24 protein-coding genes and 11 tRNA genes are annotated in these 26368 nt (G+C 35.7%); 32 read left to right on the top strand and 3 right to left on the bottom strand.

Annotation, left to right across the window (positions count from 1 at the left end; all coding sequences use genetic code 11):
- Window positions 1-30: 30 nt before the first annotated feature.
- From M9426_RS02675 to M9426_RS02580, 20 genes are all read left to right on the top strand, one after another.
- Window positions 31-105, top strand: a tRNA-Glu gene (locus tag M9426_RS02675).
- 4 nt (window positions 106-109) lie between these two features.
- Window positions 110-185, top strand: a tRNA-Val gene (locus tag M9426_RS02670).
- Between the two features lie 6 nt (window positions 186-191).
- A tRNA-Asp gene (locus M9426_RS02665) sits at window positions 192-268 on the top strand.
- A 35-nt stretch (window positions 269-303) separates the two neighbouring features.
- Window positions 304-379: transfer RNA gene (locus tag M9426_RS02660), tRNA-Thr, on the top strand.
- 24 nt (window positions 380-403) lie between these two features.
- Window positions 404-489 (top strand) — tRNA-Tyr (locus M9426_RS02655).
- A 25-nt stretch (window positions 490-514) separates the two neighbouring features.
- A tRNA-Gly gene (locus M9426_RS02650) sits at window positions 515-588 on the top strand.
- Window positions 589-594: 6 nt separating this feature from the next.
- A tRNA-Arg gene (locus M9426_RS02645) sits at window positions 595-671 on the top strand.
- Window positions 672-680: 9 nt separating this feature from the next.
- Window positions 681-756 (top strand) — tRNA-Gln (locus M9426_RS02640).
- Window positions 757-761: 5 nt separating this feature from the next.
- A tRNA-Lys gene (locus M9426_RS02635) sits at window positions 762-837 on the top strand.
- Between the two features lie 20 nt (window positions 838-857).
- Window positions 858-946, top strand: a tRNA-Ser gene (locus tag M9426_RS02630).
- A 45-nt stretch (window positions 947-991) separates the two neighbouring features.
- Window positions 992-1067: transfer RNA gene (locus tag M9426_RS02625), tRNA-Lys, on the top strand.
- A 369-nt stretch (window positions 1068-1436) separates the two neighbouring features.
- Window positions 1437-1583, top strand: coding sequence for a CD1871A family CXXC motif-containing protein (locus M9426_RS02620; RefSeq protein WP_197407902.1), 147 nt, complete (start codon window positions 1437-1439; stop codon window positions 1581-1583).
- A complete protein-coding gene (locus M9426_RS02615) occupies window positions 1576-2460 on the top strand; it encodes a 4Fe-4S binding protein (protein ID WP_005957338.1) in 885 nt (294 codons plus the stop codon). Before M9426_RS02620 ends, M9426_RS02615 begins: the two co-directional genes overlap by 8 nt.
- Window positions 2453-3022 (top strand): TlpA family protein disulfide reductase, encoded by a 570-nt coding sequence (locus M9426_RS02610; protein WP_148465639.1) that lies wholly within the window; start codon window positions 2453-2455, stop codon window positions 3020-3022. The genes M9426_RS02615 and M9426_RS02610 overlap by 8 nt, the downstream gene beginning before the upstream one ends.
- Window positions 3023-3216: 194 nt before the next feature.
- A complete protein-coding gene (gene hcp, locus M9426_RS02605) occupies window positions 3217-4824 on the top strand; it encodes a hydroxylamine reductase (RefSeq protein WP_250342626.1) in 1608 nt (535 codons plus the stop codon).
- 315 nt (window positions 4825-5139) lie between these two features.
- The gene (locus tag M9426_RS02600) at window positions 5140-6144 is read left to right on the top strand and encodes a methionine ABC transporter ATP-binding protein (protein ID WP_250342364.1); all 1005 of its coding nucleotides are present in this window, start codon (window positions 5140-5142) and stop codon (window positions 6142-6144) included.
- The gene (locus tag M9426_RS02595; protein ID WP_148465643.1) at window positions 6145-6798 is read left to right on the top strand and encodes a methionine ABC transporter permease; all 654 of its coding nucleotides are present in this window, start codon (window positions 6145-6147) and stop codon (window positions 6796-6798) included.
- A 55-nt stretch (window positions 6799-6853) separates the two neighbouring features.
- Window positions 6854-7681, top strand: a complete 828-nt coding sequence (locus tag M9426_RS02590; protein ID WP_250342363.1) for a MetQ/NlpA family ABC transporter substrate-binding protein — start codon at window positions 6854-6856, stop codon at window positions 7679-7681.
- Between the two features lie 38 nt (window positions 7682-7719).
- Window positions 7720-8562 carry a MetQ/NlpA family ABC transporter substrate-binding protein gene (locus tag M9426_RS02585; RefSeq protein WP_250342362.1) on the top strand — a complete coding sequence of 281 codons (843 nt, stop codon included), beginning with the start codon at window positions 7720-7722 and terminating at the stop codon, window positions 8560-8562.
- 174 nt (window positions 8563-8736) lie between these two features.
- On the top strand, window positions 8737-9996 hold the full coding sequence (locus M9426_RS02580) for a S1C family serine protease (protein ID WP_250342361.1): 1260 nt from the start codon (window positions 8737-8739) through the stop codon (window positions 9994-9996).
- Between the two features lie 67 nt (window positions 9997-10063).
- Here M9426_RS02580 and M9426_RS02575 read toward each other — a convergent pair whose 3' ends face one another.
- On the bottom strand, window positions 10064-11032 hold the full coding sequence (locus tag M9426_RS02575; protein ID WP_250342360.1) for a LysR family transcriptional regulator: 969 nt from the start codon (window positions 11030-11032) through the stop codon (window positions 10064-10066).
- A gap of 1160 nt (window positions 11033-12192) precedes the next feature.
- Between M9426_RS02575 and M9426_RS02570 the strand changes: the two genes are divergently transcribed.
- The 12 genes from M9426_RS02570 (at window position 12193) to M9426_RS02515 (ending at window position 24935) form a co-directional block, all read left to right on the top strand.
- Complete coding sequence (locus M9426_RS02570; protein ID WP_250342359.1) at window positions 12193-14040, top strand: LTA synthase family protein; 1848 nt, start codon at window positions 12193-12195, stop codon at window positions 14038-14040.
- Between the two features lie 8 nt (window positions 14041-14048).
- Window positions 14049-15236, top strand: a complete 1188-nt coding sequence (locus tag M9426_RS02565) for a M20 family metallopeptidase (protein ID WP_250342358.1) — start codon at window positions 14049-14051, stop codon at window positions 15234-15236.
- 66 nt (window positions 15237-15302) lie between these two features.
- Window positions 15303-16358, top strand: coding sequence for an L-threonylcarbamoyladenylate synthase (locus M9426_RS02560; RefSeq protein ID WP_250342357.1), 1056 nt, complete (start codon window positions 15303-15305; stop codon window positions 16356-16358).
- Window positions 16359-16366: 8 nt separating this feature from the next.
- Window positions 16367-16798 (top strand): ribose 5-phosphate isomerase B, encoded by a 432-nt coding sequence (rpiB, locus tag M9426_RS02555; protein ID WP_005957310.1) that lies wholly within the window; start codon window positions 16367-16369, stop codon window positions 16796-16798.
- A 1-nt stretch (window position 16799) separates the two neighbouring features.
- Window positions 16800-17426, top strand: a complete 627-nt coding sequence (upp, locus tag M9426_RS02550; protein WP_250342356.1) for a uracil phosphoribosyltransferase — start codon at window positions 16800-16802, stop codon at window positions 17424-17426.
- A gap of 9 nt (window positions 17427-17435) precedes the next feature.
- On the top strand, window positions 17436-18464 hold the full coding sequence (locus tag M9426_RS02545; protein WP_250342355.1) for a glycosyltransferase family 4 protein: 1029 nt from the start codon (window positions 17436-17438) through the stop codon (window positions 18462-18464).
- A 1-nt stretch (window position 18465) separates the two neighbouring features.
- A complete protein-coding gene (gene wecB / locus M9426_RS02540; RefSeq protein ID WP_256466632.1) occupies window positions 18466-19569 on the top strand; it encodes a non-hydrolyzing UDP-N-acetylglucosamine 2-epimerase in 1104 nt (367 codons plus the stop codon).
- A 167-nt stretch (window positions 19570-19736) separates the two neighbouring features.
- Window positions 19737-20921 carry an acetyl-CoA C-acetyltransferase gene (locus M9426_RS02535; RefSeq protein WP_060800448.1) on the top strand — a complete coding sequence of 395 codons (1185 nt, stop codon included), beginning with the start codon at window positions 19737-19739 and terminating at the stop codon, window positions 20919-20921.
- A 5-nt stretch (window positions 20922-20926) separates the two neighbouring features.
- Window positions 20927-21703, top strand: a complete 777-nt coding sequence (locus tag M9426_RS02530) for an enoyl-CoA hydratase-related protein (RefSeq protein ID WP_250342354.1) — start codon at window positions 20927-20929, stop codon at window positions 21701-21703.
- 14 nt (window positions 21704-21717) lie between these two features.
- On the top strand, window positions 21718-22554 hold the full coding sequence (locus tag M9426_RS02525) for a 3-hydroxyacyl-CoA dehydrogenase family protein (protein ID WP_005957319.1): 837 nt from the start codon (window positions 21718-21720) through the stop codon (window positions 22552-22554).
- Window positions 22555-22843: 289 nt separating this feature from the next.
- Window positions 22844-24322, top strand: a complete 1479-nt coding sequence (locus tag M9426_RS02520) for a radical SAM/SPASM domain-containing protein (protein WP_250342353.1) — start codon at window positions 22844-22846, stop codon at window positions 24320-24322.
- Between the two features lie 256 nt (window positions 24323-24578).
- Entirely contained in the window at window positions 24579-24935 is a 357-nt protein-coding gene (locus M9426_RS02515; protein ID WP_148465664.1) for a hypothetical protein, read from the top strand.
- A 285-nt stretch (window positions 24936-25220) separates the two neighbouring features.
- Here M9426_RS02515 and M9426_RS02510 read toward each other — a convergent pair whose 3' ends face one another.
- Window positions 25221-25895: an HAD family hydrolase gene (locus M9426_RS02510; RefSeq protein ID WP_250342352.1), complete on the bottom strand. Its 675-nt coding sequence runs from the start codon at window positions 25893-25895 to the stop codon at window positions 25221-25223.
- Window positions 25888-26355 carry a 6,7-dimethyl-8-ribityllumazine synthase gene (gene ribH, locus M9426_RS02505; RefSeq protein ID WP_005957919.1) on the bottom strand — a complete coding sequence of 156 codons (468 nt, stop codon included), beginning with the start codon at window positions 26353-26355 and terminating at the stop codon, window positions 25888-25890. Before ribH ends, M9426_RS02510 begins: the two co-directional genes overlap by 8 nt.
- Between the last annotated feature and the right edge of the window lie 13 nt (window positions 26356-26368).

Genomic DNA, 26368 nt, shown 5'->3' with positions numbered 1-26368 from the left:
GTTTGTGATTTATAAACCGCCACCATATTAGGCCCTGTGGTCAAGCGGTTAAGACACCACCCTTTCACGGTGGTATCCCGGGTTCGATTCCCGGCAGGGTCACCAAGATGGACGCATAGCTCAGTTGGGAGAGCATCTGCCTTACAAGCAGGGGGTCATAGGTTCGAGCCCTATTGTGTCCACCAAAATTGGGCCTGGTAGTTCAGTTGGTTAGAATGCCAGCCTGTCACGCTGGAGGTCGTCGGTTCGAGCCCGATCCAGGTCGCCAATTAAAATATTGTAATTTTATTTTTAATAAGAGATGCTGGTGTAGCTCAATTGGTAGAGCAACTGACTTGTAATCAGTAGGTTAGGGGTTCAAGTCCTCCCACCAGCTCCAAAAAATCTTATTAGGGACTTACATGGAGGAGTTCCCGAGTTGGCCAAAGGGGACGGACTGTAAATCCGTTAGTTTAACTTTCAGTGGTTCAAATCCACTCTCCTCCACCAAAAATTTTATATAAGTTTTATTCATGCGGGTGTAGCTCAGTGGTAGAGCCCCAGCCTTCCAAGCTGGTTGCGAGGGTTCGATTCCCTTCACCCGCTCCATATTAAGCACCTATAGCTCAGTTGGATAGAGCAACGGACTTCTAATCCGTGTGCCGGGGGTTCGAATCCTCCTAGGTGCGCCAAATAAATATTGGGGTGTAGCCAAGTCGGTAAGGCACCAGACTTTGACTCTGGCATGCGTAGGTTCGAGTCCTGCCACCCCAGCCAAGTGAGACCCATTAGCTCAGTCGGTAGAGCACTTGACTTTTAATCAAGGTGTCGCGCGTTCGAATCGCGCATGGGTCACCATTTTTTAATTTAATATTTGTGGAGAGGTACCGAAGTGGTCATAACGGGGCGGTCTTGAAAACCGTTAGGGTGCAAGCCCACAAGGGTTCGAATCCCTTCCTCTCCGCCATTTTTAATCTGTGGTTGACACAGATTTTTTATTGAAACTTAATAAGACCCATTAGCTCAGTCGGTAGAGCACTTGACTTTTAATCAAGGTGTCGCGCGTTCGAATCGCGCATGGGTCACCAAGTTAGCTGTGAATTTGTCACAGCTTTTTTATTATAATTTTTTAGATTTTAGAATAAGATTTAATTAAAATAGTAAATTTTATTCTGTTTGCAAGGGTATTAGAAATTAAAAATCAAAAAACTTTCTTAAATAGCTTGTATGAATTTAAGTAAAAATTTTTTGGGTTTTATTAATAGATTCTAGAGAAATAGGGAGATACTATTCTTGAAGTTGTTTCTTATTCGAGCTAGAGCTTATTATTTTATTTTAAATTTATTTGAGCTAAAACTTATTATTTCACTCTAAAAATTTTTTAAAAATTAAGATAATTAAGATTTCTTAACCTTATCTTTACACCCTTAATGCTATACTACTTGTGAGGTGAAAACATGAAGGATTTTGCAGAAAAAAAGTTATCATATCTTATGTTACTCTTGTCTATTGCCTTTGTTATCTATGGAGCTTATAGACATGAAGTGGATACAGTGCTTTCTAAGGCAATAAGAATTTGTTTGGAGTGCGTTGGAATTGGCTAATTTAATAAATCTTCTAAAAAATATTGGTAAAAAACGAAATTTATTTCAAGGAACATTTGCCCTTCTTACAAACTTACATATTCCAAACTTCATCAAGGGAACTATCTACACAGGTAAGACTAAGAGCCTTTGTGTTCCAGGACTTAATTGTTATTCTTGTCCGGGAGCTGCCTTCTCTTGTCCAATAGGATCCTTTCAAGCACTAGTTGGCTCGTCTAAATTTAATTTTGCCTACTATGTGACGGGACTAATGCTTTTCTTTGGAACTCTATTTGGAAGGCTTATCTGTGGTTTCATGTGTCCCTTTGGTTTTTTTCAGGATCTCTTGTATAAGATTCCTACAAAAAAGTTCTCTACAAGAAAATTTTCATTTTTAAAATACCTGAAGTATTTGATTTTAATTTTTGTAGTCTTTCTTTTTGGAATATTCTTAACTGACGAACTTGGAGGAGCTTCTCCATACTTCTGTCAGTATATTTGCCCACAAGGTATACTGGAAGGAGGAATACCTCTTTCTATTGCCAACAAATCTATAAGAGGAGCCTTGGGAAATTTATTTAAGTTAAAGTTTGCAATTCTCACACTAATAACTTTGCTTTCAATATTTTTCTACAGGCCTTTCTGCAAATACCTTTGCCCTCTAGGTGCTTTTTATGCCATAACTAATAAGTTTTCATTTTACAAGTACCATGTGGATGATTCTTGTATTTCCTGTGGCAAGTGTAAGAGAGTTTGTAAGATGGATGTAGACATGTCAAAGAACCAAAACGCTCTAGAATGTATAAGGTGTGGGGACTGCCTAAGGGCTTGTCCGACTTCTGCAATTTCCACCTCTATTAATAAAAATAAAGTTGACGAAGGAGTAAGTTATGAATAAAGTTTTTAATAAGATAAGTAAGTTATTTGTCCTTATGATTCTATTGGTATCTATGACTGCCTGCACAAGTAAGGCACCAGAAGCAAGTGATATTTCAGGGGGAGATTCTTTCCCAAAGTTTGATGCAGTAGACTTTAAGGGCAACCCAGTAAGCAGTGATGTCTTTAAAGACCATCCGGTGACAATTTTAAGCATTTGGTTCACAGGCTGTAAGGGTTGCATTGATGAAATGCCAGCTCTACAACAAATTAGCGAAGAGTTAAAAGATAAGAATGTGAAGGTTATGTCAATTTGCCTAGACACTTATGAAAATAAAGAAATTAAGGAAGAAGCAGAAAAAATATTAGAAGCTAAGGGAGTAAAATATACTAACCTTGCTGTTAAACCTTCTGAAGAAATTGATGCTTACCTTAAAAACCTAACTGCCTTCCCAACAACTTTATTAATTGATAGACAAGGCAAGATCATAGGCGATGCAAGTGTGGGTTCAGTTGATGACAAAGAAAAGAAAGCTGAACTTTACAAGAAAATTGACGAAGCTATAGCTAATGACAAAAAGTAATTTTTAAAATTGCAATCACTATATAAATCCTCATTAATATACACCTATGGAGACCCTGAAAGGGGTCTCTTTTTTTTTTTTTTTTAACTTCTTGTTGCATTTGCAACAGAAAAGTTTTTATCTCTCTATTAAAATGTTTTTAGAAGTTAAGAAATTTATGAATTATATAAATAGAAGGGATGAAGATTATGGATATGTTTTGTTACCAATGCCAAGAAACTTTAAAGAATAAGGGATGTACAAAGAGGGGAGTTTGCGGAAAGACAGCAACTGTTGCCAACTACCAAGATTTTTTAATTTGGATATCTAAGGGACTTTCTGAAATCGCTGTGAAAAGCGGGAAGGAAGATAAAGAGGTAATAGACAGAGTTATTTTAAATCTCTTTACTACTATCACTAATGCAAACTTTGACGATGCGCAAATAAAAAACAGAATCATAGATACTATTGAGCTTATGAATTCTTTGAGAGAAGAAAAAACTTATAGCGATGCAGGAGCTTGGTCATCTGTAGATTTTTCTGAAATCGATAAAAAAATTGCAAGTCACGAAGTTTCTATTCTTAGAGAAGAAAATGAAGACCTAAGAAGTTTAAAAGAGCTAATAACTTATGGCCTTAAGGGAATGGCTGCCTACGCAAGACATGCTAAGGTCTTGGGATATGAAGACCAAGAAGTAAATAAATTTATTTTAAGAACCATGGCTGATCTCTTAGAAGAAAAAAGCCTTGATGAATTAATTGCCTTGACTCTTAAGACTGGAGAGATGGGTTATAAAGCAATGGCCACACTTGATGGCGCCAACACAAAGACTTACGGAAATCCAGAAATTTCTGAAGTAAACATTGGAGCAAGAAAAAATCCTGGTATCCTAGTATCTGGTCATGACTTAAAAGACTTTGAAATGCTCCTTGAACAAGCAAAAGATTCTGGTGTGGATATTTACACTCACTCAGAAATGTTACCAGCAAATTATTATCCAAAGTTTAAAAAATACGAAAACTTTGTTGGCAATTATGGGAATGCTTGGTGGAAGCAAAGGGAAGAGTTTGAGTCCTTTAATGGTCCAATCCTAATGACAACTAACTGTATTGTTCCTCCAAAAGATTCTTACAAGGATAAGTTGTTTACAACAGGAGCTGCAGGCTATCCTGGATGCACTTACATTGAAGAGGACAAAGATGGTCACAAGGACTTCTCAAAAATAATTGAGCTTGCTAAGTCTTGTGAGCCACCAGTGGAAATTGAAAAAGGAAAAATTGTGGGAGGTTTCGCTCACAGTCAAGTTATGGAACTTGCTGACAAGGTAATTGAAGCTGTAAAAAATGGCGACATAACAAAATTTGTTGTCATGGCAGGTTGCGATGGAAGAATGACTGATAGAAATTATTATGAAGATTTTGCCAAGGAACTTCCTAAGTCAACTGTAATTTTAACTGCTGGTTGTGCTAAGTATAGATACAACAAGCTAAACCTTGGCGACATTAATGGAATCCCAAGAGTTCTCGATGCAGGCCAATGTAATGACTCCTACTCACTAATTCAAATTGCCCTTGCCCTTGTTGATGCCTTTGGGGTGGAATCTGTAAATGATCTTCCAATAGCCTATAACATTGCCTGGTACGAACAAAAGGCTGTAATAGTTTTACTTGCCCTCTTGTCACTTGGAGTTAAAAATATCCATCTTGGACCAAGTCTTCCTGCCTTTTTATCAAAAAATGTAGTAGATGTTTTAGTAGAAAACTTTGGAATCGCTGGTATTACTAGTGTTGAAGAGGATATGAAAATATTAAAAATAAAATAAATATTATGCTTGACATTTAAAATCTAAGCTAATATAATCATAAGTAATTCAAAAATAAACTTTTGAGAAGAAGAGTAACTTAAAATTTTGATTAAAGAGAGCTTCGCTGTGGTGAAAGAAGTAGATGAATTTTTTGTGAACATGGCCTTCTCTAGGAAATACTGATATTAGGTATTTACGGGTCTTCCCGTTACAGAAGTAGAGTATGATAGTACTTGAAGAGGTCGCTTTCGTGAGGAAGCGATAAATTAAGGTGGTAACACGAGCTTTCGTCCTTATGGGATGGAAGCTCTTTTTTATTGTTTTGGAGGAAAAATGATTGAAGTAAAAAATTTGGTTAAAGAATTTAAAACTGATGGAAGAAGTTTTAGAGCCATAAATGATGTTTCTTTCAAGGTCAATCGGGGAGAGATTTACGGTGTAATAGGTTTATCTGGTGCCGGCAAGTCAACTCTTGTTAGATGTATCAATAGACTAGAAGAGCCAAGCTCAGGTGAAATCCTAGTCAATGGCAAATCTATCATTGGCCTAAATGAAAAGGAACTCAGGGCTGCAAGAAAGGATATTGGAATGATCTTCCAATATTTCAATTTATTCATGCAAAAGACTGTGGCAGAAAATATTGCCTATCCCCTAGAAATCTCTGGGGTGTCTAGGGAAAAGATAAATAAGAGGGTAGATGAACTTCTAAACTTTATTGACCTAGAAGATAAGAAGAACTCTTATCCAGCAGAATTGTCTGGTGGACAAAAGCAAAGGGTGGCAATAGCAAGAGCCATTGCAACTAACCCATCGATCCTACTTTCAGATGAAGGGACATCAGCCCTTGACCCGGCAAACACAAAGTCAGTCCTTAGTCTTTTAAAGAAAATCGTAGATGAATTTGACATGACTGTTATAATGATCACCCATCAAATGGAAGTTGCTAAAGAAATTTGTGACAGGATTGCAGTTATGGAGGCTGGAAAAATTATTGAAGAAAATAACACAAAGGAACTCTTCACTAATCCAAAGACTGCTGTAACAAGATCCTTTATAAAAAATCTTGAAGACGATGTGGAAGAAGGCTATGTAAGAGCTAGCGACTACAAGGGAGATGTCCTTAGACTATCCTATGCAGACAACAACTATGACAAGCCAATTCTTTCCCAATGCGTCAAGAAGTTTGACATAGATTTTTCCATCTTATCTGGAAATATAAACAAGCTAAATGCGGCAAATGTTGGTTACCTTACAGTTCAAATCCTAGGTAAGGATGAAGAAAGAGCAAGGGCCATTGAATTCTTAAAAGAAAACAGCGTAATTGTGGAGGTGCTTTAAATGGATAGAATAATTGATATAGTTTTACCGGCAATTCCACAAACTTTAATAATGGTAATTGCTTCGACAATAATTGCCCTTTTAATAGGTCTTCCCTTGGGAATAATTTTAACAACAACAAGACCTGGAGGACTTACTGAATCCTTAAAAGTTTATTCAGTCCTAGATGGAATCATAAACATCCTAAGATCCTTTCCTTTTGTAATCTTGATGATAGTTGTATTCCCCCTATCAAGATTAATTGTTGGAAAGTCCTACGGAACTGCAGCGATGATAATTCCACTTTCAGTTTCAGCAGCACCCTTTGTTGCAAGACTAATGGAAGGTTACCTTATCCAAGTTGACTCAGGAATCATCGAAGCAGCTAAGTCTATGGGATCATCTAAGAGGGAGATAATCTTTAAGGTCTTGATACCAGAGGCAATGCCAATGATAGTGACAGGTATCACAATGACAGTAATAAATGTTATTGGTTACTCTGCTATGGCTGGTGTCATGGGAGGTGGCGGCCTAGGAGATGTGGCAAACAGGTATGGTTACCAAAGAAATGAGCCTCTAATCCTATGGTCAGCAGTTCTTGTTATTATAATCTTGGTTCAAATAGTCCAATTTGTTGGAAACTTTTTGACTAAGAAGATTGACAAGAAAAAATAGAGAAGAAAAAGCGGAAGAAAAAAAGAAAAAAGAAATGACAACAAGGAGAAAAAAGATGAAGAAGACGAAAATTTTGTTTACACTAATTGGACTTATTGCAGTTTTAACAGCATGTGGAAAAGACAACAAGCAAGAAGTAAAGGAGGCAAAGTCAGGAGAACTAACTAAGGTGACAATAGGTGCATCAGAGACACCTCATGGAGAACTTATAAAGGCCCTTGAACCAGAATTTAAAAAGGAAGGCATTGATCTTGATCTTGTAGTTTTCTCAGACTATGTTCAACCAAACCTACAACTTGAATCAGGGGACTTAGACCTAAACTTTTACCAACACCAACCCTATCTTGATAGCTTTAACAAGGATAGGAAGACAAATATAGTTTCCCTAGAAAATTCAAAAATATTTATAACACCACTTCTTGGATTTTCATCAAAGATAAAGGACATCAAGGACCTTGAAGATGGGGCAGAAATTATAATTCCTAACGACCCAACAAATGGAGCAAGAGCCCTACTAATTCTTGACAAGGAAGGCCTTATAAAATTAAAGGATAGAAACAACTTAAACTCAACTGAAGTGGACATAGTGGAAAATCCAAAAAACTTAAAATTCACTGCAGTTGATGCCCAAAATATTCCAAGAGTTTATCAAGATGCAGACCTTGCCTTTATAAATCCAAACTTTGCAATCTCCAATGGACTTGATCCAAAGGATGCAATAATTACAGAAGCTAAGGATTCACCTTATGCAAACATAGTGGCAGCAAGATCTGGCGAAGAAAATAATGAAGTTTATAAAAAAGTTGTAAAAGTTTTACAATCAGAAGCAAGCAGAAAGTACATCGAAGATACTTTCAAGGGAGCAGTGCTTCCAACATTTTAATATTAATTAGTTAATAAATTTTTTAGAGGAGGATATATATGAAAAATTTTAAAAAATTATTTTTACTAGGATCAGTGGTCCTATCACTTGCCCTAACAGGATGTGGCGGTGCAAAGAAAGAAGATGCTAAGGCAGAAGCTCCAGCAGATGGAGACAACAAGATTGTTATTGGTGTATCACCAACACCTCATGGAGAAATCATTGAAGGTTTAAAGCCAGAATTTGAAAAAGAAGGTCTTGATGTAGAAGTTGTTAACTTTGATGACTACATCCAACCAAATCTTCAACTAGAAGCTGGTGACCTTGATGCCAACTACTTCCAACACAAACCATATCTTGACAGCTTTACAGAAGAAAGAAACATCGATGATCTTGACGTCCTAGGTTACGTTCACATCGAACCAATGGCTATATACTCTGAAAAGTATAAGTCAGTTGATGAAATCGAAGATGGTGCAGAAATCATCATCCCTAACGATCCAAGTAACGGTGCAAGAGCCCTAATCTTACTAGAAGATGCTGGCCTAATTAAGTTAAAAGACAAGACAAATCTTAACTCAACAGAAAAAGATATTGCAGAAAATCCAAAGAACTTAAAGTTCACAGCAATGGATGCGCCTTCAATTGCACAAGTTTATAAGGATGCAGGTGCTGCAGTTATTAACTCAAACTTTGCAATTGGACAAGGACTTGACCCAACTAAGGACTCAATCTTCTTAGAACCAACAGATTCACCATATGCAAACTTAGTTGCAATTAGAAAAGAAGATGCTGATAAGGAAAAATTCAAAAAATTCTTAAAGGTTCTTAACTCTGAAGAAGCTAAGAAGTTTATAGAAGAAAAATTCAAGGGAGCAGTTATACCAGCTTTTGAAAACTAAAAATTTTAAAGAGATCCTAGAGGGTCTCTTTTTTATGCCATCTAAAGTTAATTTACTTTTGAAAACCAAAGAGAAAAAAATAAAAATCATTTCAAAAAGCTTTTATTATAAATTCATTTATCTTTCACAAATCCATACTAAGATAAAGTCATAAATTATTAGAGGAGGAAGAATATGAAGAAGAATGACAATTTAAATAAAAACCCTGGCATGGGAAAGATTGTAATCATTATCGCCCTAGTTTTTTCCCTTATTGGGGGAATAATTGGTTCAGCAATTACAACTTACAAGCTCTTGCCACAGGGAGAAAGTAAGACATCAAATAGTGATTCCAATATTACTATTTCTGCAAAGGACAATGTCTCAGTGGCATCAGCCGTTGCCAAGAAGGCTATGTCTTCTGTAGTTGGAATAACAACTAAGGGAGTCCAACAATCCTTATTTGGACAAGTTGAGGTCCAAGGGGTTGGATCAGGTGTAATTGTTGACCCAAAGGGTTACATCCTTACTAATGCTCACGTTGTTAAACTAAATAACCAAGTTGTAAAAGACGTAACAGTTAGACTTAACAATGAAAAGGACATCCAAGGCAAGACAATTTGGGCAGATGAAATGATTGACCTAGCCATTGTAAAGATTAACACTGATGAAAAATTAAATGCAGCAAGTCTTGGAGACTCTGATGCTCTTTCCATTGGAGACACTGCAATAGCAATTGGTAACCCAATCTCCTTACAATTTTCTCAAACAGTAACTCAAGGTATCATCTCTGGACTTGACAGGTATGTTGGAGCAGTTAGTGGTGGGGGTTACATGACTGGACTTATCCAAACAGATGCATCAATAAACGGAGGTAACTCTGGTGGAGCCTTATTAAATGCTGAGGGAGAAGTCATCGGCATCAACACAGTTAAGGTTCAATCAGCAGAAGGCCTTGGATTTTCAATTCCAATAAACTTCATAAAACCAATCATTAAACAAGTTATTGAAACTGGAAAATACAAGGAAATGTCCATGGGAATGCTAACTATGAATGTTGATGTAGCAGCCCAAGTCTTAAATGAAAAGCCAGATCTTGACAAGGGAATTTTTGTCTACAAGGTTTACGATGGATCACCTGCAGCTGCAGCTGGTCTTGAAGCAGGAGACATTGTTACAAGAATTGGCAAAGACCAAGTATCTGATAACAATGCCTTAAAGTCAATTCTTTACAAGTACCAAGTTGGTGACAAGGTAGAAATCGAATATGTAAGAAATGGCAAGAAGATGACTACTGAAGTAAGCTTCACTGACTACTCAATAGAAAATGACAAGGAAGCTCAAAAGGACTTAAGAGCACAAAATAGAGAAAAATCTGCTGAAGAAGAAGCAAGAGCAAGAAGACAAGAAGAGTTCTTCAATAGGTTTAGACAAGAATTTGGAAACAATTTTTAAAGAAGAGATAGAAGTTAAAAAAGATTTTTATAAAGTAAAAGTGACACCTCATGGTGCCACTCTTGCTTTATTTTTTTGCGATTCTTTCTAATTTATCTGCGTGGAAGGAATTAAAATATTCTTCCAAGAGCTCAACGAACCTCTTGGCGTACTTGGTGATGTAGCGATCCTTATTTTTTATGGCATAGATGCCAAGAGTCACAGGCTCATCTCCAGAATAAAGAGGGAAGATGTTGACGTCGTCATCAAACTCGTCAATCCACCTCTTGATATTCATTTGAGAAATGAAAACTGCAGCTATTGCCTTGTTGCAAATAGATAGGGCAATCCTGGAGTAGCCTGTTTCAATGTAGTCATTGGGTCTTACATCAGCCGCCTTGAAGCTCTCGTTGATAAGGCTTCTTATCCTGTTGTCTTGTGTATATAAAAGAAAGGGAAGCTTGCTGAAGTCCTTGAGATCAACTTTCTCAATAGATTTTTTCTTTAAGGTCTTAAGATTTCTAACATGTTTTTTAAGTAGCCTATCGCTGACACATAGGTAAAGTTTTTCGTCTAGGAGGAGGTGAGATTTTAAATTTTCATTTTGGTAGTTCTCGTCAATGGAGATGGCAAGGTCTAATTTATTTTCAAGACACATGGCTTCCAAGTCTTTGGACTGCTTCTCGTGGAGGACAAGCCCAACTTGGGGAAACTCTTCAGTAAATTTTTCTATAATCGAAGGGATAAACATATCTGCACGAGGGGAAGATGCACCTAGGATGAGCTTACCAATACTTTCGCTCTCAAGGTCTCTTATTTTATTTATCATGTCGGACTCATTCGTTAGGAGTCTCTCGGCATAGGCAAGATACTCCTCGCCAATTGGTGTTAGCATTAGCTTTGGCTTTCTAAAAAAGAATTTAGTCCCGTAATAGTCTTCAAGTCTTTTAATGTGGTTGGAGAGGGTTTGTTGTGAAATGTAAAGTTTTTCTCCAGTTTCATTCATATTTAAAGTCTTCGCAAGTTCTGTAAAGTAGTAGATACTTTCAAAATTCATATTTCCTCCTATCAAAAATAATTTGTCATTTATACAAATATTTATTAATTTATTTTGTCGTACTTTTATTATATACTATGTGTATGTTAATTGTGAAATAAAATATTAAGAATCCCTTATAGTTTACCAGCTTTTTTTCCTTAATATCACAATTACCGGAATCCCCTTGCACCCACCTCCTTGGGTGCTTTTTTTTTACAAAAATTTAAGTTTAGGAGATTTTAAAATTAAAAGCTTGTGAACTTATAGGAGAGCATGACTCTATAAAGCTTTGAAAACTTGTAAGTAACTATGACTTAATAAAGATTTATAATCTTGTAAATAACTTTGAATTCATAAATATGTAAAAAGTTGCAAATAACTTTAACTTTCTAAAAATTTGTAAAAAGTTGCAAATAACTTTGACTTTCTAAAAATTTGTAAAGTTGCAAGACTTGGGGACTTAATTAATATTTAAAAGCTTATTAGACATTAGAAGTTTATAAAAAATTGCGAACTCCTATGATGATACAAGTTTATAAAAATTTCTTACTTATAAAGATCCCATAATTTCTTAAATATAAATCTAAAATTTTTAAAAAAATTACGATAAAATAATTTTGATAAATTTTATCAAAAACCCTTTACAAAATAAATTACCTATACTATAATAAACACAGTTAATGATAGCTAATGTCATTTAACAAAAATTACTTTGATTTTGGGAACCCCATAACTCCTAAGATTAATAATAAAATTATACCAATCTTCACTCTGAAAAGAGAAATTAAGACTGCTTCGGCAGTCTTTTTTTTGCGGGAAAATGAATTTTTTAAATAAATTAAAATAATATATTAAATAATTTAAGATGCTTAGGCTTATATTAACTTATGGGAAAGTTGTGGCTTCCTTGTAAGCATATACAATTTATGGGAAATTTAATTTATGAATGTAATATTTAGCTTAACTCTATAAAAATTTTATAGATATTAAATAAAAATATTGAAAAACTTCTAAGTTTGTAAATTTTTGTAGTTTAAAATTAAAAGATAGACCTAGCTTTATAAATTTAAAAACTCAAGCTAAAATCCTTTAAATCCATAAAATATATTTACATAAACTTTACAAAAACTCCCCAAAATTTTAAAATATTGTATAATTAAAAATTAGAAGGTGATTAGATGTTTAATAAAAATAAATCAAAGGAGGTCAAGGCCTTTAATGTCTATGATATTTTGATTCATGGACTTTTTGGATTAATTATTGGTCTTGCTATGCTTGTATTGGCACCAGGCGGAGGGCTGCCTGATAAATTAATAAGGACTCCCCTAGTCTTGATTTTAAATTTTATTCCAATACTACTTACGGGAATTTTATTTCAGGGACTTCTTGGTAGAAGAAGACCTGCCTTAATTTTAAATTCCATTTTTTACTTAGTGATTTTTGTTGTCAACAGGAATAAGGTTTTTTATAGGAATGCGCCCCTTAAAATTTCGGACATAAGGCTTGCTGGCGAAGCTCTTAATATGACAAAGAATTCTTATTATCCTGACCTAAGGGGTAGTCTTACAGCTCTTGCTGGCTTAGTTGTCTTGCTTGTCATAGCATTTATGTTTAAAAGTAAAAAAATTAGATTAAAGGACAGAATAATTTCAGTCCTTGTAGTTTTAATTTCATCAGCCTTGCTTATTACTTTTGTCTACTCTAAGGACGGTCTATACTACAAGCTTCCAGTTAAGGGAAATATTTACAATTCAATTGATCAGTGTAACTCAAAGGGCTTTAATTATTCCTTTTTATACAATCTGAAAAATTCTTTCATAAGGCCACCAGAAGGTTACAATGAAAAAGAAATTGCAGAACGTGACTCCAAAGACCAAAGTAAAAACATCGAAGCAATAAAGAAGATGGAAAGGCCAAACATAATTTGGATAATGGGAGAGGCCTTTACAGACTTGTCGCAAGATCCACAATTTACTTTTGAAAAGGGCAATGATCCTAACGAAAACTTTAAAAAATTACAAAAAGAATCTGTCCTACACGGAAGGGTTGTTGTCCCTGCATATATTGGTGGAACAGGCGACACAGAGTTTGATGTCTTGACAGGAGCAATGACTATTAATTGTGCACCAGACAACAACTACGCCTTTAATGCCATAAAAAGAGATGTTGGATCTCTTCCAAATCTTTTAAAAACTATTGGCTACAAGACCTATGGTTTTCACCCTGGCTTTGCCTGGTTCTATGGAAGAAAAGATGTCTATCCAAAGATTGGACTTGATGACAATATCTTCCTAGAAGATATAAAGGAACCTCTTATGAAGGGCGGATATGTAGATGAAAAACAATTTACAGAAATTTATAAAGAAAGATTTTTAAAGGCTGTAAAGGAATCTAAGGAACCAGTTTTATCTTACGCAGTTGATATCCAAAACCACGGACCTTATGATCTTGGTAAGTATGGAGAAATTTTGCCCTTCACTTGTAAGTCACAACTTACTGAAGATGTAAAGAATAGTATTGGTTCTTACTTCTTGGGGGTAAAGGCCATGGATACAATGTTGGGAGAAATGTACAACATGATGGAAGAACTTGACGAGCCAACTATTATGATCTTCTACGGTGACCACTTGCCAGGACTTGGCACAAATCAGTCAGGTTTTGATGAAATTGGAAAGCATCTTTCCAATGACAATATTGACAAGGAAGTAGAATTTTACTCCACTCCTTATATAGTAGTTGCTAATGAAAAAGCCAAGGCCCTTATGGATAAGAATAAGGTTGAAGTAAAAGATGGTCAGCCAATTGCTGCATGCTACCTTTCATCAACTGTGCTTGATATGTTGGGATTCAACAAGGTGGATAACTTCTTTATCTACAACTCAGATTTGAGGAAGAAGCTCCCAATTATTTCAAGAAATTATGTATTTGATGGCAAGGAAGCTTATCCAAGACAAGAAGTAAAGGGTAAGGCTAAGGATTATTATGACGACTACAGGAGATACCAATATTACAGGATTAACAAGTAGGTGATTAAATGGAAAATATTTTAAATATAGTTGAAGAAATATCTGGTGAACTCGATTCCCTTAGAAAATTTATTTATGATAACCCAGAAATTGGCTTTGAAGAATACAAGTCTTCAAAGGCCCACATAGATTTGTTAAAAAAGCATGGATTTGATGTGGAGTGCCCTTATCTTGGATGTGAGACTTCCTTTAAGGCAGTTTACGATTCAAAAAAACCTGGGAGGACAATTTCATATTTGTCAGAATATGATGCCCTACCAGGCATTGGTCATGGATGTGGTCACAACATCCTAGGAGCTACTGCCACAGGAGCAGGAATAGTTTTGTCAAAGTTAATTGATGATATTGGCGGAAGAGTTATTGTCTTTGGAACTGCTGCAGAAGAAGTTGGCGGAACAAAAATCGAACTTTCAAGGTCAGATGAACTAAAGGATGTTGATGTTGCCATTGAGATGCACCCAGGAGACATTAACTCAGTTACACCAAACTCCTTGGCCCTTGCAACAAGAAGGTTCGAGTTCTTTGGAAAGACTGCCCACGCTGCAGACACACCTCATGAGGGTATCAATGCCCTTGATGCACAAATAGTTTTATTCTCAGCCATCAATGCCCTAAGACAACAGACAAAGGACGGCTCAAGAATCCATGGAATCATAAAAGATGGTGGCAAGGCTGCCAACATTATTCCTGACTACACTGATTCAAGATTTTATGCAAGAAGTCCAGAGAAAAAATATCTCTTAGAACTTTTAGAAAAACTTGAAGCTTGTGCCAAGGGTGCTGCCCTTGCAACAGGATGCCAAGTTAAAATTTCTGAATACGAAAAGGGAAATGATAACACAGTTAGAAATCTTGCCTTTAATGAAGTCCTAATGGAAAAGATGAAAAAATATCTTGATGAAGAAGTTAAGGACATAGAATTAAACTCAGGATCCACTGATGCAGGAGATATTTCTCACGAAGTCCCAACACTTCACGGCTATTTTAAAATTGCTGAAGAAGGAACACCATCTCACACAGTTGAGTTTAGGGACGCAACTATGACTGACTATGCCTTTGACCAAATGAAAAAAACTATTGCAGCCATTGTTGAAGTTGGAATAGAAGTTTTACAAAATGATGAAGTTTATGAAAAAATTATTAGTGAGTTTAAAGAAAGTGTAAAAACTGGTAAAATTATCCCTCACAAGAATTAAATAGCTATAAGGTATTAAAAAACGCCTCTCTTCTTGGTATAATATTAAGGATAGAGGTGTTTTTTTGTGAAAACAGACATATTTAAATTTAAGGGAAATGGCAAAGATAAAGTTTATCTAAAAAAAATAAGCCAGACCCTAAGAGATGGAGGCCTCGTTGTCCTGCCAACAGAAACTGTCTACGGACTAGGTGGCAATGGACTTAACAAGAGGACTTGTAAAAAAATATATGAAGCCAAGGGAAGGCCTAGCGACAACCCACTAATACTTCACATAGCAGATAACTCTCAACTTGACGATTTAGTTGCAGAAGTACCAGAAGTGGCAAAAAAATGTATTAAAAAGTTTTGGCCAGGTCCCTTAACAATAATTTTCAAGAGGTCAGACAAGGTACCTGATGAAGCGACAGGAGGTCTTGACACAGTTGCCATAAGAGAGCCAAGCAACAAGATTGCTCACGACATTTTAAAGTCAGTGGATTTTCCAGTAGCTGCTCCTTCAGCAAACTTATCTGGCAGACCTTCACCAACTAAGGTGGAACACGTAATAGAAGACCTTGATGGTCGAGTTGATATAATTGTAGATGGTGGCCACTCTGTTGTTGGAATAGAATCAACAGTTCTAGATGTTACAGTTGACCCACCAATGATTTTAAGGCCTGGTAAGATTACTCTTGAGGACCTACAAGAAGTTGATGAAAGAATCACTATTGATTCAGCAACTATTGATTCCAAGTCCCACGAAGTTCCAAAATCACCGGGACAAAAGTACAGGCACTATGCCCCAAGGGCAGAGGCAATTTGCTTTGGCGGTAGGCTTGATAAACTTGTAAATGAAATCAAGAAGAATATAGAAGAGAACAAGGGCAAGAAAATCGCAGTCCTTGCAACTGAGGAAACCTATGACGAGTATGAAAATACGGGTGTAGAATTACTTATAAACCTTGGATCAAGGGAGCATTTGGAAGAGGTTGCTACAAATCTTTTTGATGCACTAAGAAGATGTGACGAAGAAGATATTGACATAATTTTTGCTGAAGGCTTTGAACTTAGGGGAATGGGCCTTAGTATAATGAATAGACTCTTGAAGGCTTGCGGTGGCAAGGTAGTCATGAGAATTTAGGAGGAAATATGAAAATAGGAATTGGTTCAGATCACGCAGGTTTTTATTTAAAAAAAGACCTAATCCAATATCTTGAAGAAAAAAATATTGAAGTTAAGGACCTGGGACCCTTTGATGATTCAAGGGTAGACTATCCAGACTATGGTCATGCAGTTGGTCATGCTGTAATAGATGAGGGACTAGACTTTGGAATAGTAATTTGTGGATCTGGAATTGGAATTTCAATTTCTGCAAATAAGGTTAAGGGAATAAGGGCAGCACTTTGCTCTGAACCCTACTCTGCAAGGCTTGCAAGACGTCACAACGACGCCAATGTATTGGCCCTTGGAGCAAGACTTATAGGTCATGACATGGCAATAGAAATACTAGATGCCTTCTTAGATGAAGAATTTGAAGGCGGAAGACACATTAATAGAGTAAATAAAATCGAGGAGGACTAAAATGGGATACACTTTAATAAAACACCCACTAATTGATCACAAGATGACAATCTTAAGAAAAAAAGAAACAAGCTCCATGGAATTCAGACAAGTTGCCAATGAAATAGCAACTCTTATGGGCTATGAAGTTACAAGAGACCTTGAAACTGAAGAAATTGAAATAGAAACTCCTATTTGCAAGACAACAGGAAGAGTTATCTCTGGTAAGAAGGTTGGAATTGTTCCAATCCTAAGAGCAGGACTTGGCATGGTAGAAGGGCTACTTACAATTATCCCTGCAGCAAGAGTTGGTCACATAGGAATGTATCGTGATCCAGAAACTCACAAACCAGTAACTTATTATTCAAAGCTTCCTAAGGACGTTTCATCAAGACTTATGCTTGTTGTTGACCCAATGCTTGCAACTGGTGGATCCTTAATAGAAGCTATAGACGAACTTAAGAGAAATGGTGCAAAAAACATTAAGTCAATAAACTTATTAGCAGCACCAGAAGGAGTTAAGGCAGTTCAAGAAGCCCACCCTGATGTGGAAATCTATCTTGCAGCTATTGACGAAAGATTAAACGATGATAAATATATTGTACCTGGCCTAGGAGATGCAGGAGACAGATTATTTGGAACTAAGTAAGAGGTTAATATGCATAAATATATAATTCCTTTTTTGGCTGCTTTTATACTGACATTTATTCAAATGCCCTTTACTATAAAGATTGCTAAAAAGAAGGGTTTTTTAGATGTGCCTAAGGATGAGAGACGTGTCCACAAAAAGCCTATACCAGTAGGTGGTGGCATAGCCATGGTAATATCCGTATCCATCCTCATGGTATACTATCTGCCAATAAATAAAAATTTAATAATGACACTTATTGCTTCTCTTATCATTGCTATATCTGGCCTTTATGATGACAAGGAAGGACTAAGTCCCAAGTTAAAATTTCTTTTTCAAATTTTAGCTGCGGTAATATTAATTATTGGCGGTATGAAAATTGAATTTTTTACAAATCCCTTTGACTCCCATGATGCCCTACTTATTTTAAATATCCTGTCTATACCAGTAACGATTTTTTGGGTTTGTGGAATAACAAACACAATTAACTTAATTGATGGACTAGATGGATTGGCATCAGGTGTCTCAATGATATGTGCCATCTCCATGTTCTTTATAACTTACAAGATGGGAAGGTACGATGTGAGTCTTGTCTGCGCATTAGTAGCAGGTGCATGTCTAGGATTTTTGCCCTTCAACTTCAATCCGGCAAAGATCTTTATGGGAGATACGGGAGCCCTTTACCTTGGATTCATGCTCTCATGTATAAGTATTTCTGGATTTTTAAAACAAGCTGCCATCTTAATGATATTTGTGCCAGTTTTAATCCTGGGAGTGCCAGTATTTGACACAGCCTTTGCCATGGTTAGAAGAAAATTATCAGGCAAGTCCATGGTGGAAGCCGATAAGGGTCACCTTCACCACAGACTTTTGAAGATGGGACTAAATCAAAGGCAGACTGTTGTAATTCTCTATTCTATATCTGCAATCTTTGGAGTTCTTGCAAACTTAATTTCAAGATTCCATTCATCCATTGCCCTTGTAATTTCAATAGGAGTTTTACTCATTATAATTGCAACGGGAGTGGCAGCAGGTATGTTAAAAAACAAGGAGGAATAAATTGAAGGTATTATTTGTATTTGGTACAAGGCCTGAGGGCATAAAGATGGCACCAATAATAAAGGAAATCCAAAAGAGAAAGAACCTTGAGTGCTATACTTGTGTAACAGGTCAACACAGAGAAATGCTGGACCAAGTGCTAGAAATTTTTGATATAAAACCAGACTATGATTTAAACATTTTTAAAAAGGGTCAATCCCTTACAGATGTAACTACAAAAACTCTTCTAGGTCTAGAAGAAATTTTAGATGAATTAAAGCCAGACATCTTGCTTGTTCAAGGAGATACAACTACAGTATTTGCTGCAGCCCTTGCAGCCTTTTATAAAAAAATAAAAATTGGTCACGTAGAAGCAGGCTTAAGGTCAGGCAACCTTTATTCACCTTATCCAGAAGAGGCCAACAGGAAGCTAACAGGTGTAATTTCAAATTATCATTTTGCTCCAACTGAATCAAACAGGCAAAATTTAATTAGGGAAGGTTATGACGAAAAAAATATTTTCATAACTGGAAATACTGTTATAGATGCACTCAAATATTCTGTAAGAGAAGATTTTGTTTTTGACGATGAAATTTTAAACGATATAGATTATAATAGAGATGTAGTGTTACTTACTGCACATAGGAGAGAGAATTGGGGCAAGCCAATGGAAGATATTTTCAAGGCTATAAGGCGTGTAGTCTTGGAAAAAGAAAATCTTGAAATAGTATTCCCAAGACATTTAAATCCTATAGTAAGGGAAGCTGCTGAAAAGTATTTTGCTGATTTAGATAGGGTTCATTTAATTGAACCACTTTCCTACCTTCCTTTTTCAAACTTAATGGCAAGGGTAAAATTTGTCGTTACAGATTCAGGAGGGGTACAGGAAGAAGCACCTGCTCTAGGGAAACCTGTTCTAGTTCTTAGAAATGAGACAGAGAGAATGGAGGGAGTAGAGGCTAAGACTGCAAAGCTTGTTGGTACAAAGGAACAAGATGTTTATGATTCTATAGTTGCCTTACTTGAAGATAAGGACCTATATGACGAGATGGCAAGGGCTGTTAACCCTTATGGTGACGGTCATGCTGCAAAAAAAATTGTTGATGTACTAGAAGGTATGATTTGATTTTAGGATATTAAATCTATTTAGCTAGCAGTATAAATTGGCATAGCTTTTAGCAAAAGTTGAAATAAGAGAGAAATAATATTTTTACTCGCACAACTTGTACAAATCAAAGGGAGAGATTGTTTTACTAGTGGCAATTGCCACAGGGAAGTAATAAGGAGGAAAACATGGAAGATAGAATTGTTATAGCATCAGCTGCGAGAACAGCTGTAGGTAGTTTTGGAGGACAATTTAAAAACACTTCAGCAGTAGAACTTGGTTCAATTGCAGCAAAAGAAGCTCTTAAGAGAGCAAATGTTAAGGCTGATATGGTAGACGAAGCTTATATCGGTAATGTTCTTCAAGCAGCACAAGGACAAAACGTTGCAAGACAAGTTGTACTTGGAGCAGGAATTGATATTAAGACTCCAGCAGTTACACTTAATATCGTTTGTGGATCAGGACTTCGTGCAGTAAGTTTAGCAGCTCAAGTTATCAAGGCAGGAGATGCTGAAATCGTACTAGCTGGTGGTACTGAATCGATGTCAATGGCACCTTACGCTCTTACAAACGAAAGATGGGGAGCAAGAATGGGCGACAAAAAAGTTGTTGATACAATGATTAACGACGGACTTTGGGATGCTTTCAACGACTACCACATGGGTATTACAGCTGAAAACGTAGCTGAAAAATATGGCATTACAAGAGAAATGCAAGACGAACTTGCTGCAAGATCTCAAAACAATGCAGAAAGAGCTAAAAAAGAAGGAAGATTTAAAGACGAAATCGTTCCAGTAGAAATTAAAGATAGAAAAGGCAATGTAACAGTTTGTGACACTGACGAATTTATTAGAGACGGTGTAACAGCTGAAGGACTTGCAAAACTTAGACCAGCTTTCAAAAAAGACGGTACAGTTACAGCAGGTAACGCATCAGGAATCAACGACGGTGCAGCAATGCTTGTACTAATGAAAGAATCTAAGGCAAAAGAACTTGGAGTAGAACCTCTTGCATACATTATTTCTTATGCAACAGCAGGTGTTGACCCTAAGATTATGGGTACAGGACCTATTCCTTCATCAACTAAGGCACTTGAAATTGCTGGACTAAAGGCAGATGACCTTGACCTAATCGAAGCTAACGAAGCTTTTGCTGCTCAAGCTGCTGCAGTTAACAAGGAAATGGGCTTTGACATTAACAAAGTTAACGTAAATGGTGGAGCTATTGCAATAGGTCACCCAATTGGAGCAAGTGGTGCTAGAATCTTAACAACTCTATTATTCGAAATGAAGAAGAGAGATGCTAAGAAAGGACTTGCTACACTTTGTATCGGTGGAGGAATGGGAACAGCTCTTATCGTAGGAAGGGACTAAGCTAGATGGACTATAAATATCTAATAGTAGAAGAAAAACCTAATGGAGTTGTTCTTATAACACTTAGTAGAGAAAAGAGCCTAAACGCTCTTAACTCTGCTATGTTAAAAGAAATTCACCACTTCTTCTCAAATGTTGATGAAGATGTAAGATGTATTATAATAACAGGTGCAGGTAAATCCTTTGTTGCTGGTGCCGATATTGCAGAAATGGCAAACTTCACAGCTAGTGAAGCCTACGACTTTGCAAAACTTGGTATGGATACTTTCATGGAAATTGAAAAATGTAGAACACCAGTTATTGCTGCAGTTAATGGCTTTGCCCTTGGTGGTGGATGTGAAATTTCTATAGCTTGTGACATAAGACTAGCATCTACTAAGGCAAAATTTGGTCAACCAGAAGTTGGTCTCGGAATCACACCAGGATTTGGTGGAACACAAAGACTTTCTAGAGTAATAGGACCAGGATACGCAAAGGAACTTATTTATACAACAGAAATGATTGGTGCTGACAAGGCTTACCAAATTGGACTTGTAAACCACGTTTACGAACCAGAAGATCTTATAGATAAGGCTGTTGAAATGGCAAATAAAATTGCATCTCACGCTCCTAAGGCTGTTGAATACGCTAAGCAATCTATTATCAATGGATCCCAAACAGATATTGATACAGCTATGCAAATTGAAAAAACTCACTTTGGCCTATGTTTTGCAACTAATGACCAAAAAGAAGGCATGGATGCATTTTTAAATAAGAGAAAATCAGAATTTACAGGGGAATAAAAGAGGGGATAACAATGAAAATAGCAGTAATTGGATCAGGTACTATGGGAGCAGGAATTGCTCAAGTACTTGCAACTCATCATGAAGTAATAGTTAGAGACATTGCACCAGAAGCATTAAAGAATGCTGAAAATAAAATCGTAAAGGGTTACGAAAAAAATGTTTCTAAAGAAAGAATGACAAAAGAAGAAATGGATAAGGCTCTAGCAAATCTTAAATATTCAAGCGATATTGAAGATGTAGTTGACTGTGACCTTATCATCGAAGCAGCTACAGAAAATCCAAAAATTAAAAAAGCTATCTTTACAGAATTATGTGAAAAATGCGAAGCAAAAACTGTTCTCGCATCAAATACTTCATCTCTTTCAATAACTGACATTGGCGCAGCTACAAAAAGACCTGAAAAAGTAATTGGAATGCACTTCTTCAACCCAGTTCCAGCAATGAAACTTGTTGAAGTAATCTCTGGAAAGAAAACTGATCCTAAAGTTAAGGATATGATTATTGAACTTTCTAAAGAAATTGGCAAGACACCAGTAGAAGTTGACGAAGCTCCTGGTTTCGTTGTAAATAGAATTTTAATTCCAATGATCAACGAAGCAATTGGTATTTACGCAGAAGGCATTGCATCTGTTGAAGACATTGACACAGCAATGCAACTTGGTGCAAACCACCCAATGGGACCTCTTGCACTAGGAGACCTTGTAGGACTTGACGTTGTACTTGCAATTATGGAAGTTCTTTACAATGAATTCGGCGATCCAAAATACAGACCTCACACACTTCTTAAGAAGATGGTTAGGGCTGGACTACTTGGAAGAAAAACTGGCGAAGGATTCTATAAATATTAATTTTTTAAACTTTAAAGAAGGCTTAGGCCTTCTTTTTTTATTCAAATTTTTAAACAAATAGGAATGAATAATAATAAAAAAGTTCTTAGATATAATTTCTTTATGAAAATAATTATTTTTATTCCAAAAAGGAATTGAATTGAGTTAATAAGAAAAAGAATAAAAAACTTGAATAAATTCTAATAATTTAATATTAACATCTTTAAATTTATATGATTTTGTAGTAAAATATAGATAAGTTGAACGTTGTTCAGAAATATTTTACTTAAAAACACCTAGGAGGTTAATTATGAAAGTTGATTATAAAGAAAAAACTAATGAAAGCTTATTGATTCCACCTGAGGAAAATACAAGTGAAAAGAAATTTTTTAGAGAAAATTTAAAGGACAAAAGGGATGAAAAAATATTTACATCTGCTCTTAACCTTGCCTACAAGAGGGTAAAGAAGGATACTCAAAAGGGAATGCTAGAAGTTGTAAATGTCTTTGACCAATTTATGATGCCATCATCAAAAGATGAAAACTCTGCAAAAGCTGGACTTGAGAAAGTCAGAAATGAATTAAAGGATGAAAATTCAAAGTGGGTTTCCTTTGGTAGCGATATTGTAAATGGAATAGACGAAAATATTGTAAAGACTTCTGTTAAAAATATTGGCTACAATGCAGCTTACAAGGGAAATTCTTTGAGGAACAAACTTCAAAAAGAATACAATTGTAACATTCCTTGGACAATTTTATTTGACCCAACTTCTGCCTGCAACTTAAAATGTACTGGCTGCTGGGCTGCTGAATATGGTCACAAAAACAACTTAACTTATGAAGAAATGGCAAGCATTGTAAGACAAGGAAACGAACTGGGAACTTATTTCTTTATCTTAACTGGTGGAGAACCACTTGTGAGAAAAGATGATGTAATTAAGCTTGCAAAAGAGTTTAATGATTCTGCCTTCCACGTTTTTACAAATGGAACTTTAATTGATGAAGATTTTTGTAAGGAAGTTAAGGAAGCTGGAAATATTTCCTTTGCCCTAAGTATTGAAGGAACTGAAGAGTCAACAGACTTTAGAAGAGGAGACGGAGTCTTCAAAAAAGTCATGAAGGCCATGGACCTAATGAAGGAAAACAAACTTCTTTACGGAGCTTCTATTTGTTACACAAGTAAGAACTACGAGTATGTGACAGACGACGAATTTATAAAAATGCTTGTAGATCATGGATGTAGACTTGCTTGGTACTTCCACTACATGCCTGTTGGAAAGGTAGCAGACACAAGTCTTCTTCTTGACCCAGACCAAAGAGAATATGTTTACCACAAGGTTAGGGAAATAAGATCAGCTGAATATCCTCAAAATATTTTTACAATTGATTTTCAAAATGATGGGGAATTCATCAATGGTTGTATAGCTGGTGGTAAAAACTACTTCCACATTAACTCTTTAGGTGACATGGAGCCTTGCGTTTTCATCCACTATTCTGACTCAAACATCAGGGAAAAAACTATTAAAGAATGTCTAATGAGTCCTCTATTTATGGGCTTCCACGACAATCAACCTTTTAATAAAAACTTATTAAAGCCATGCCCTATGCTTGAAAACCCTGGAAGGCTTACTAAGATAGTTAATGATTCTGGTGCAAAAAATACTGACATGATTGAGCCAGAAAGCCCTGAAGAATTACAAGAAAAGACTACGCCTTATGCAATGAATTGGAATAAGAAAGCTAACGAGCTTTGGAAAGCTTCAAGAGAAAAGGCAGAGTCTTTTAAATAATAAAAGAATAGTTGAAAGGGGCTATATATATCTAGTCAGCTATTACAATAAACTTCATATTAAGCTGTAGAACCGCTGTATACGGAATCGTACGTACGGTGGTGTGAGAGGAGGTAGATGAATTAATCATCTACCTCCTACTCGATTTGGTATAATAAGATGATAACGATATCATAAAATATTTTATATTCATTGACTTAAAAATAATTTGTTGTATGATACAATTAAAATAATTTTATATTATAGGAGGATTAATATGAAGAAAGAATTAGATATAAAGAATATACTTTTAATTTCTTTAATTGCTTTACTATTCAGTTATTTGGGAACTAAATTATACTTATATTCTGGAAATAAAGCATTGATGGCTGTAATGGATATTGTATATTATGTATTTATAGTTGTTGGTTTTGTAAAAATATTTAAAGCTATGTTTAAAGATAATATTAAGTTTTCAAATAATGAAGTTTTCTTTATTATAGCTGGTGCTGTTTATACTTTTAGTTTAGTATTAATTCAAGAATTCAATGATATACATTCGAGAAGTCTAATTTTTTCTATTATATTGATACTTTCTTCAATTTATCTTATTAAAATCAAATTAAAAGTTTAATATATTTATTAAATTAGGGAATTAAATTGAAAAAAAGGTTCTAATGTATTAATAAATCTTAAAACGATTATAAAATGTATGTTGTATGTAGATAAAAAATATATTTTGGTTTGTTTATCAGAAGCTTTATTTAACGGATTAAAAAGGAGGACGTCGCAGTCCTCCTTTTTGTTAGGTTAATAATATTTTTAATTGTGTTTTACTTTATCATCTTATTTTTTCGGAATTTGTTTTAAAATTTTTTCTTGCTATAAAATAAGTTTTCACGATTTCATTTTTAATGAATTATAGGATTTCTAAAATTTCTTTAATGGAATCAATTTTATAAGTTGCATCCTTGCCTTCATCTGCTGGGCCAAAGCCATAGGTGCAAAAAATGCTCTTAATATTATTTTTGTGGGCTGCGTCCATGTCGTGGTGTCTGTCGCCAACAAAGATAATTTCTTCTCTAAGATTTTTTATCTCCTGTCTTATGATTTCGTCCTTTGGGATGAAGTTAAAAATTTCTGCTGCGTAATATCTTTTGAAATATTTTTTTATTCCATAGATATCAAGGGCTTGGTCCAGGTAGGACTCACGACAATTGGAGAGGATGTAGAGGTCGTAGGTCTTTGAAAGTTTTTCCAAGACTTCCTCTGTTCCGTCATAGAGCTTGCCAACCCTATTTTTTATATTTTCGTCCATCTTTTGACCAACATGGGTCATGACTTTTAATTTAAAGTCTTCATCAGCATCTTTTGCTAAAAGATCATAGGCAAAGTTTGGCTTCTCTCCCAAAAATCTTTTTACATTTTCTTCAGAAAGTTCAAAGTCCTTTGCATATCCATGGTCCTTTAAAATTTTTACTCCTTCCGAAAAGGCAGGATAGTAAATTTTTATGGTGTTGTGGAGGGTTCCGTCAAAGTCAAAAATTATGCTTTTGACATTTTTCAAATCTTCCCTTATAGAATTCTTATCCACGAATCTCACCAAGAAGGTTTGCCATTTCAATAGCAGCTGTTGCAGCATCGAAGCCCTTGTTGCCAGCCTTTGTACCTGCTCTTTCAATAGCTTGTTCTATATTTTCTGTTGTTATAACTCCAAAGATAATTGGCACTCCAGTATCAAGTGAAGATGATGCGATTCCCTTGGCAACTTCAGCTGATACAAGTTCGTAGTGGGTAGTTGCTCCTCTTATAACTGCGCCTAGGGCAATAACTGCGTCGTATTTTTTGCTTTGAGCAAGGGCCTTTGAAGCTAGTGGAATTTCAAAGGATCCTGGTACCCAAATCACTTCGATTTCTTCCTCCTTAACTCCATGCCTCTTTAGTCCATCGAGACAGCCATCCAATAACTTTGAAACTATAAATTCGTTAAATCTTGCTAAAACTATTGCGTATTTCTTTCCTTGTGATTGTAAATTTGCACTGTAAACTTTCATAATTCCTCCAATT

The sequence above is a fragment of the Peptoniphilus genitalis genome (assembly GCF_023614525.1).
Classification (GTDB): domain Bacteria; phylum Bacillota; class Clostridia; order Tissierellales; family Peptoniphilaceae; genus Peptoniphilus_A; species Peptoniphilus_A genitalis.
The sequence above is the reverse complement of the archived record's forward strand: the minus strand, read 5'-3'. Positions and strand labels throughout refer to the sequence as shown.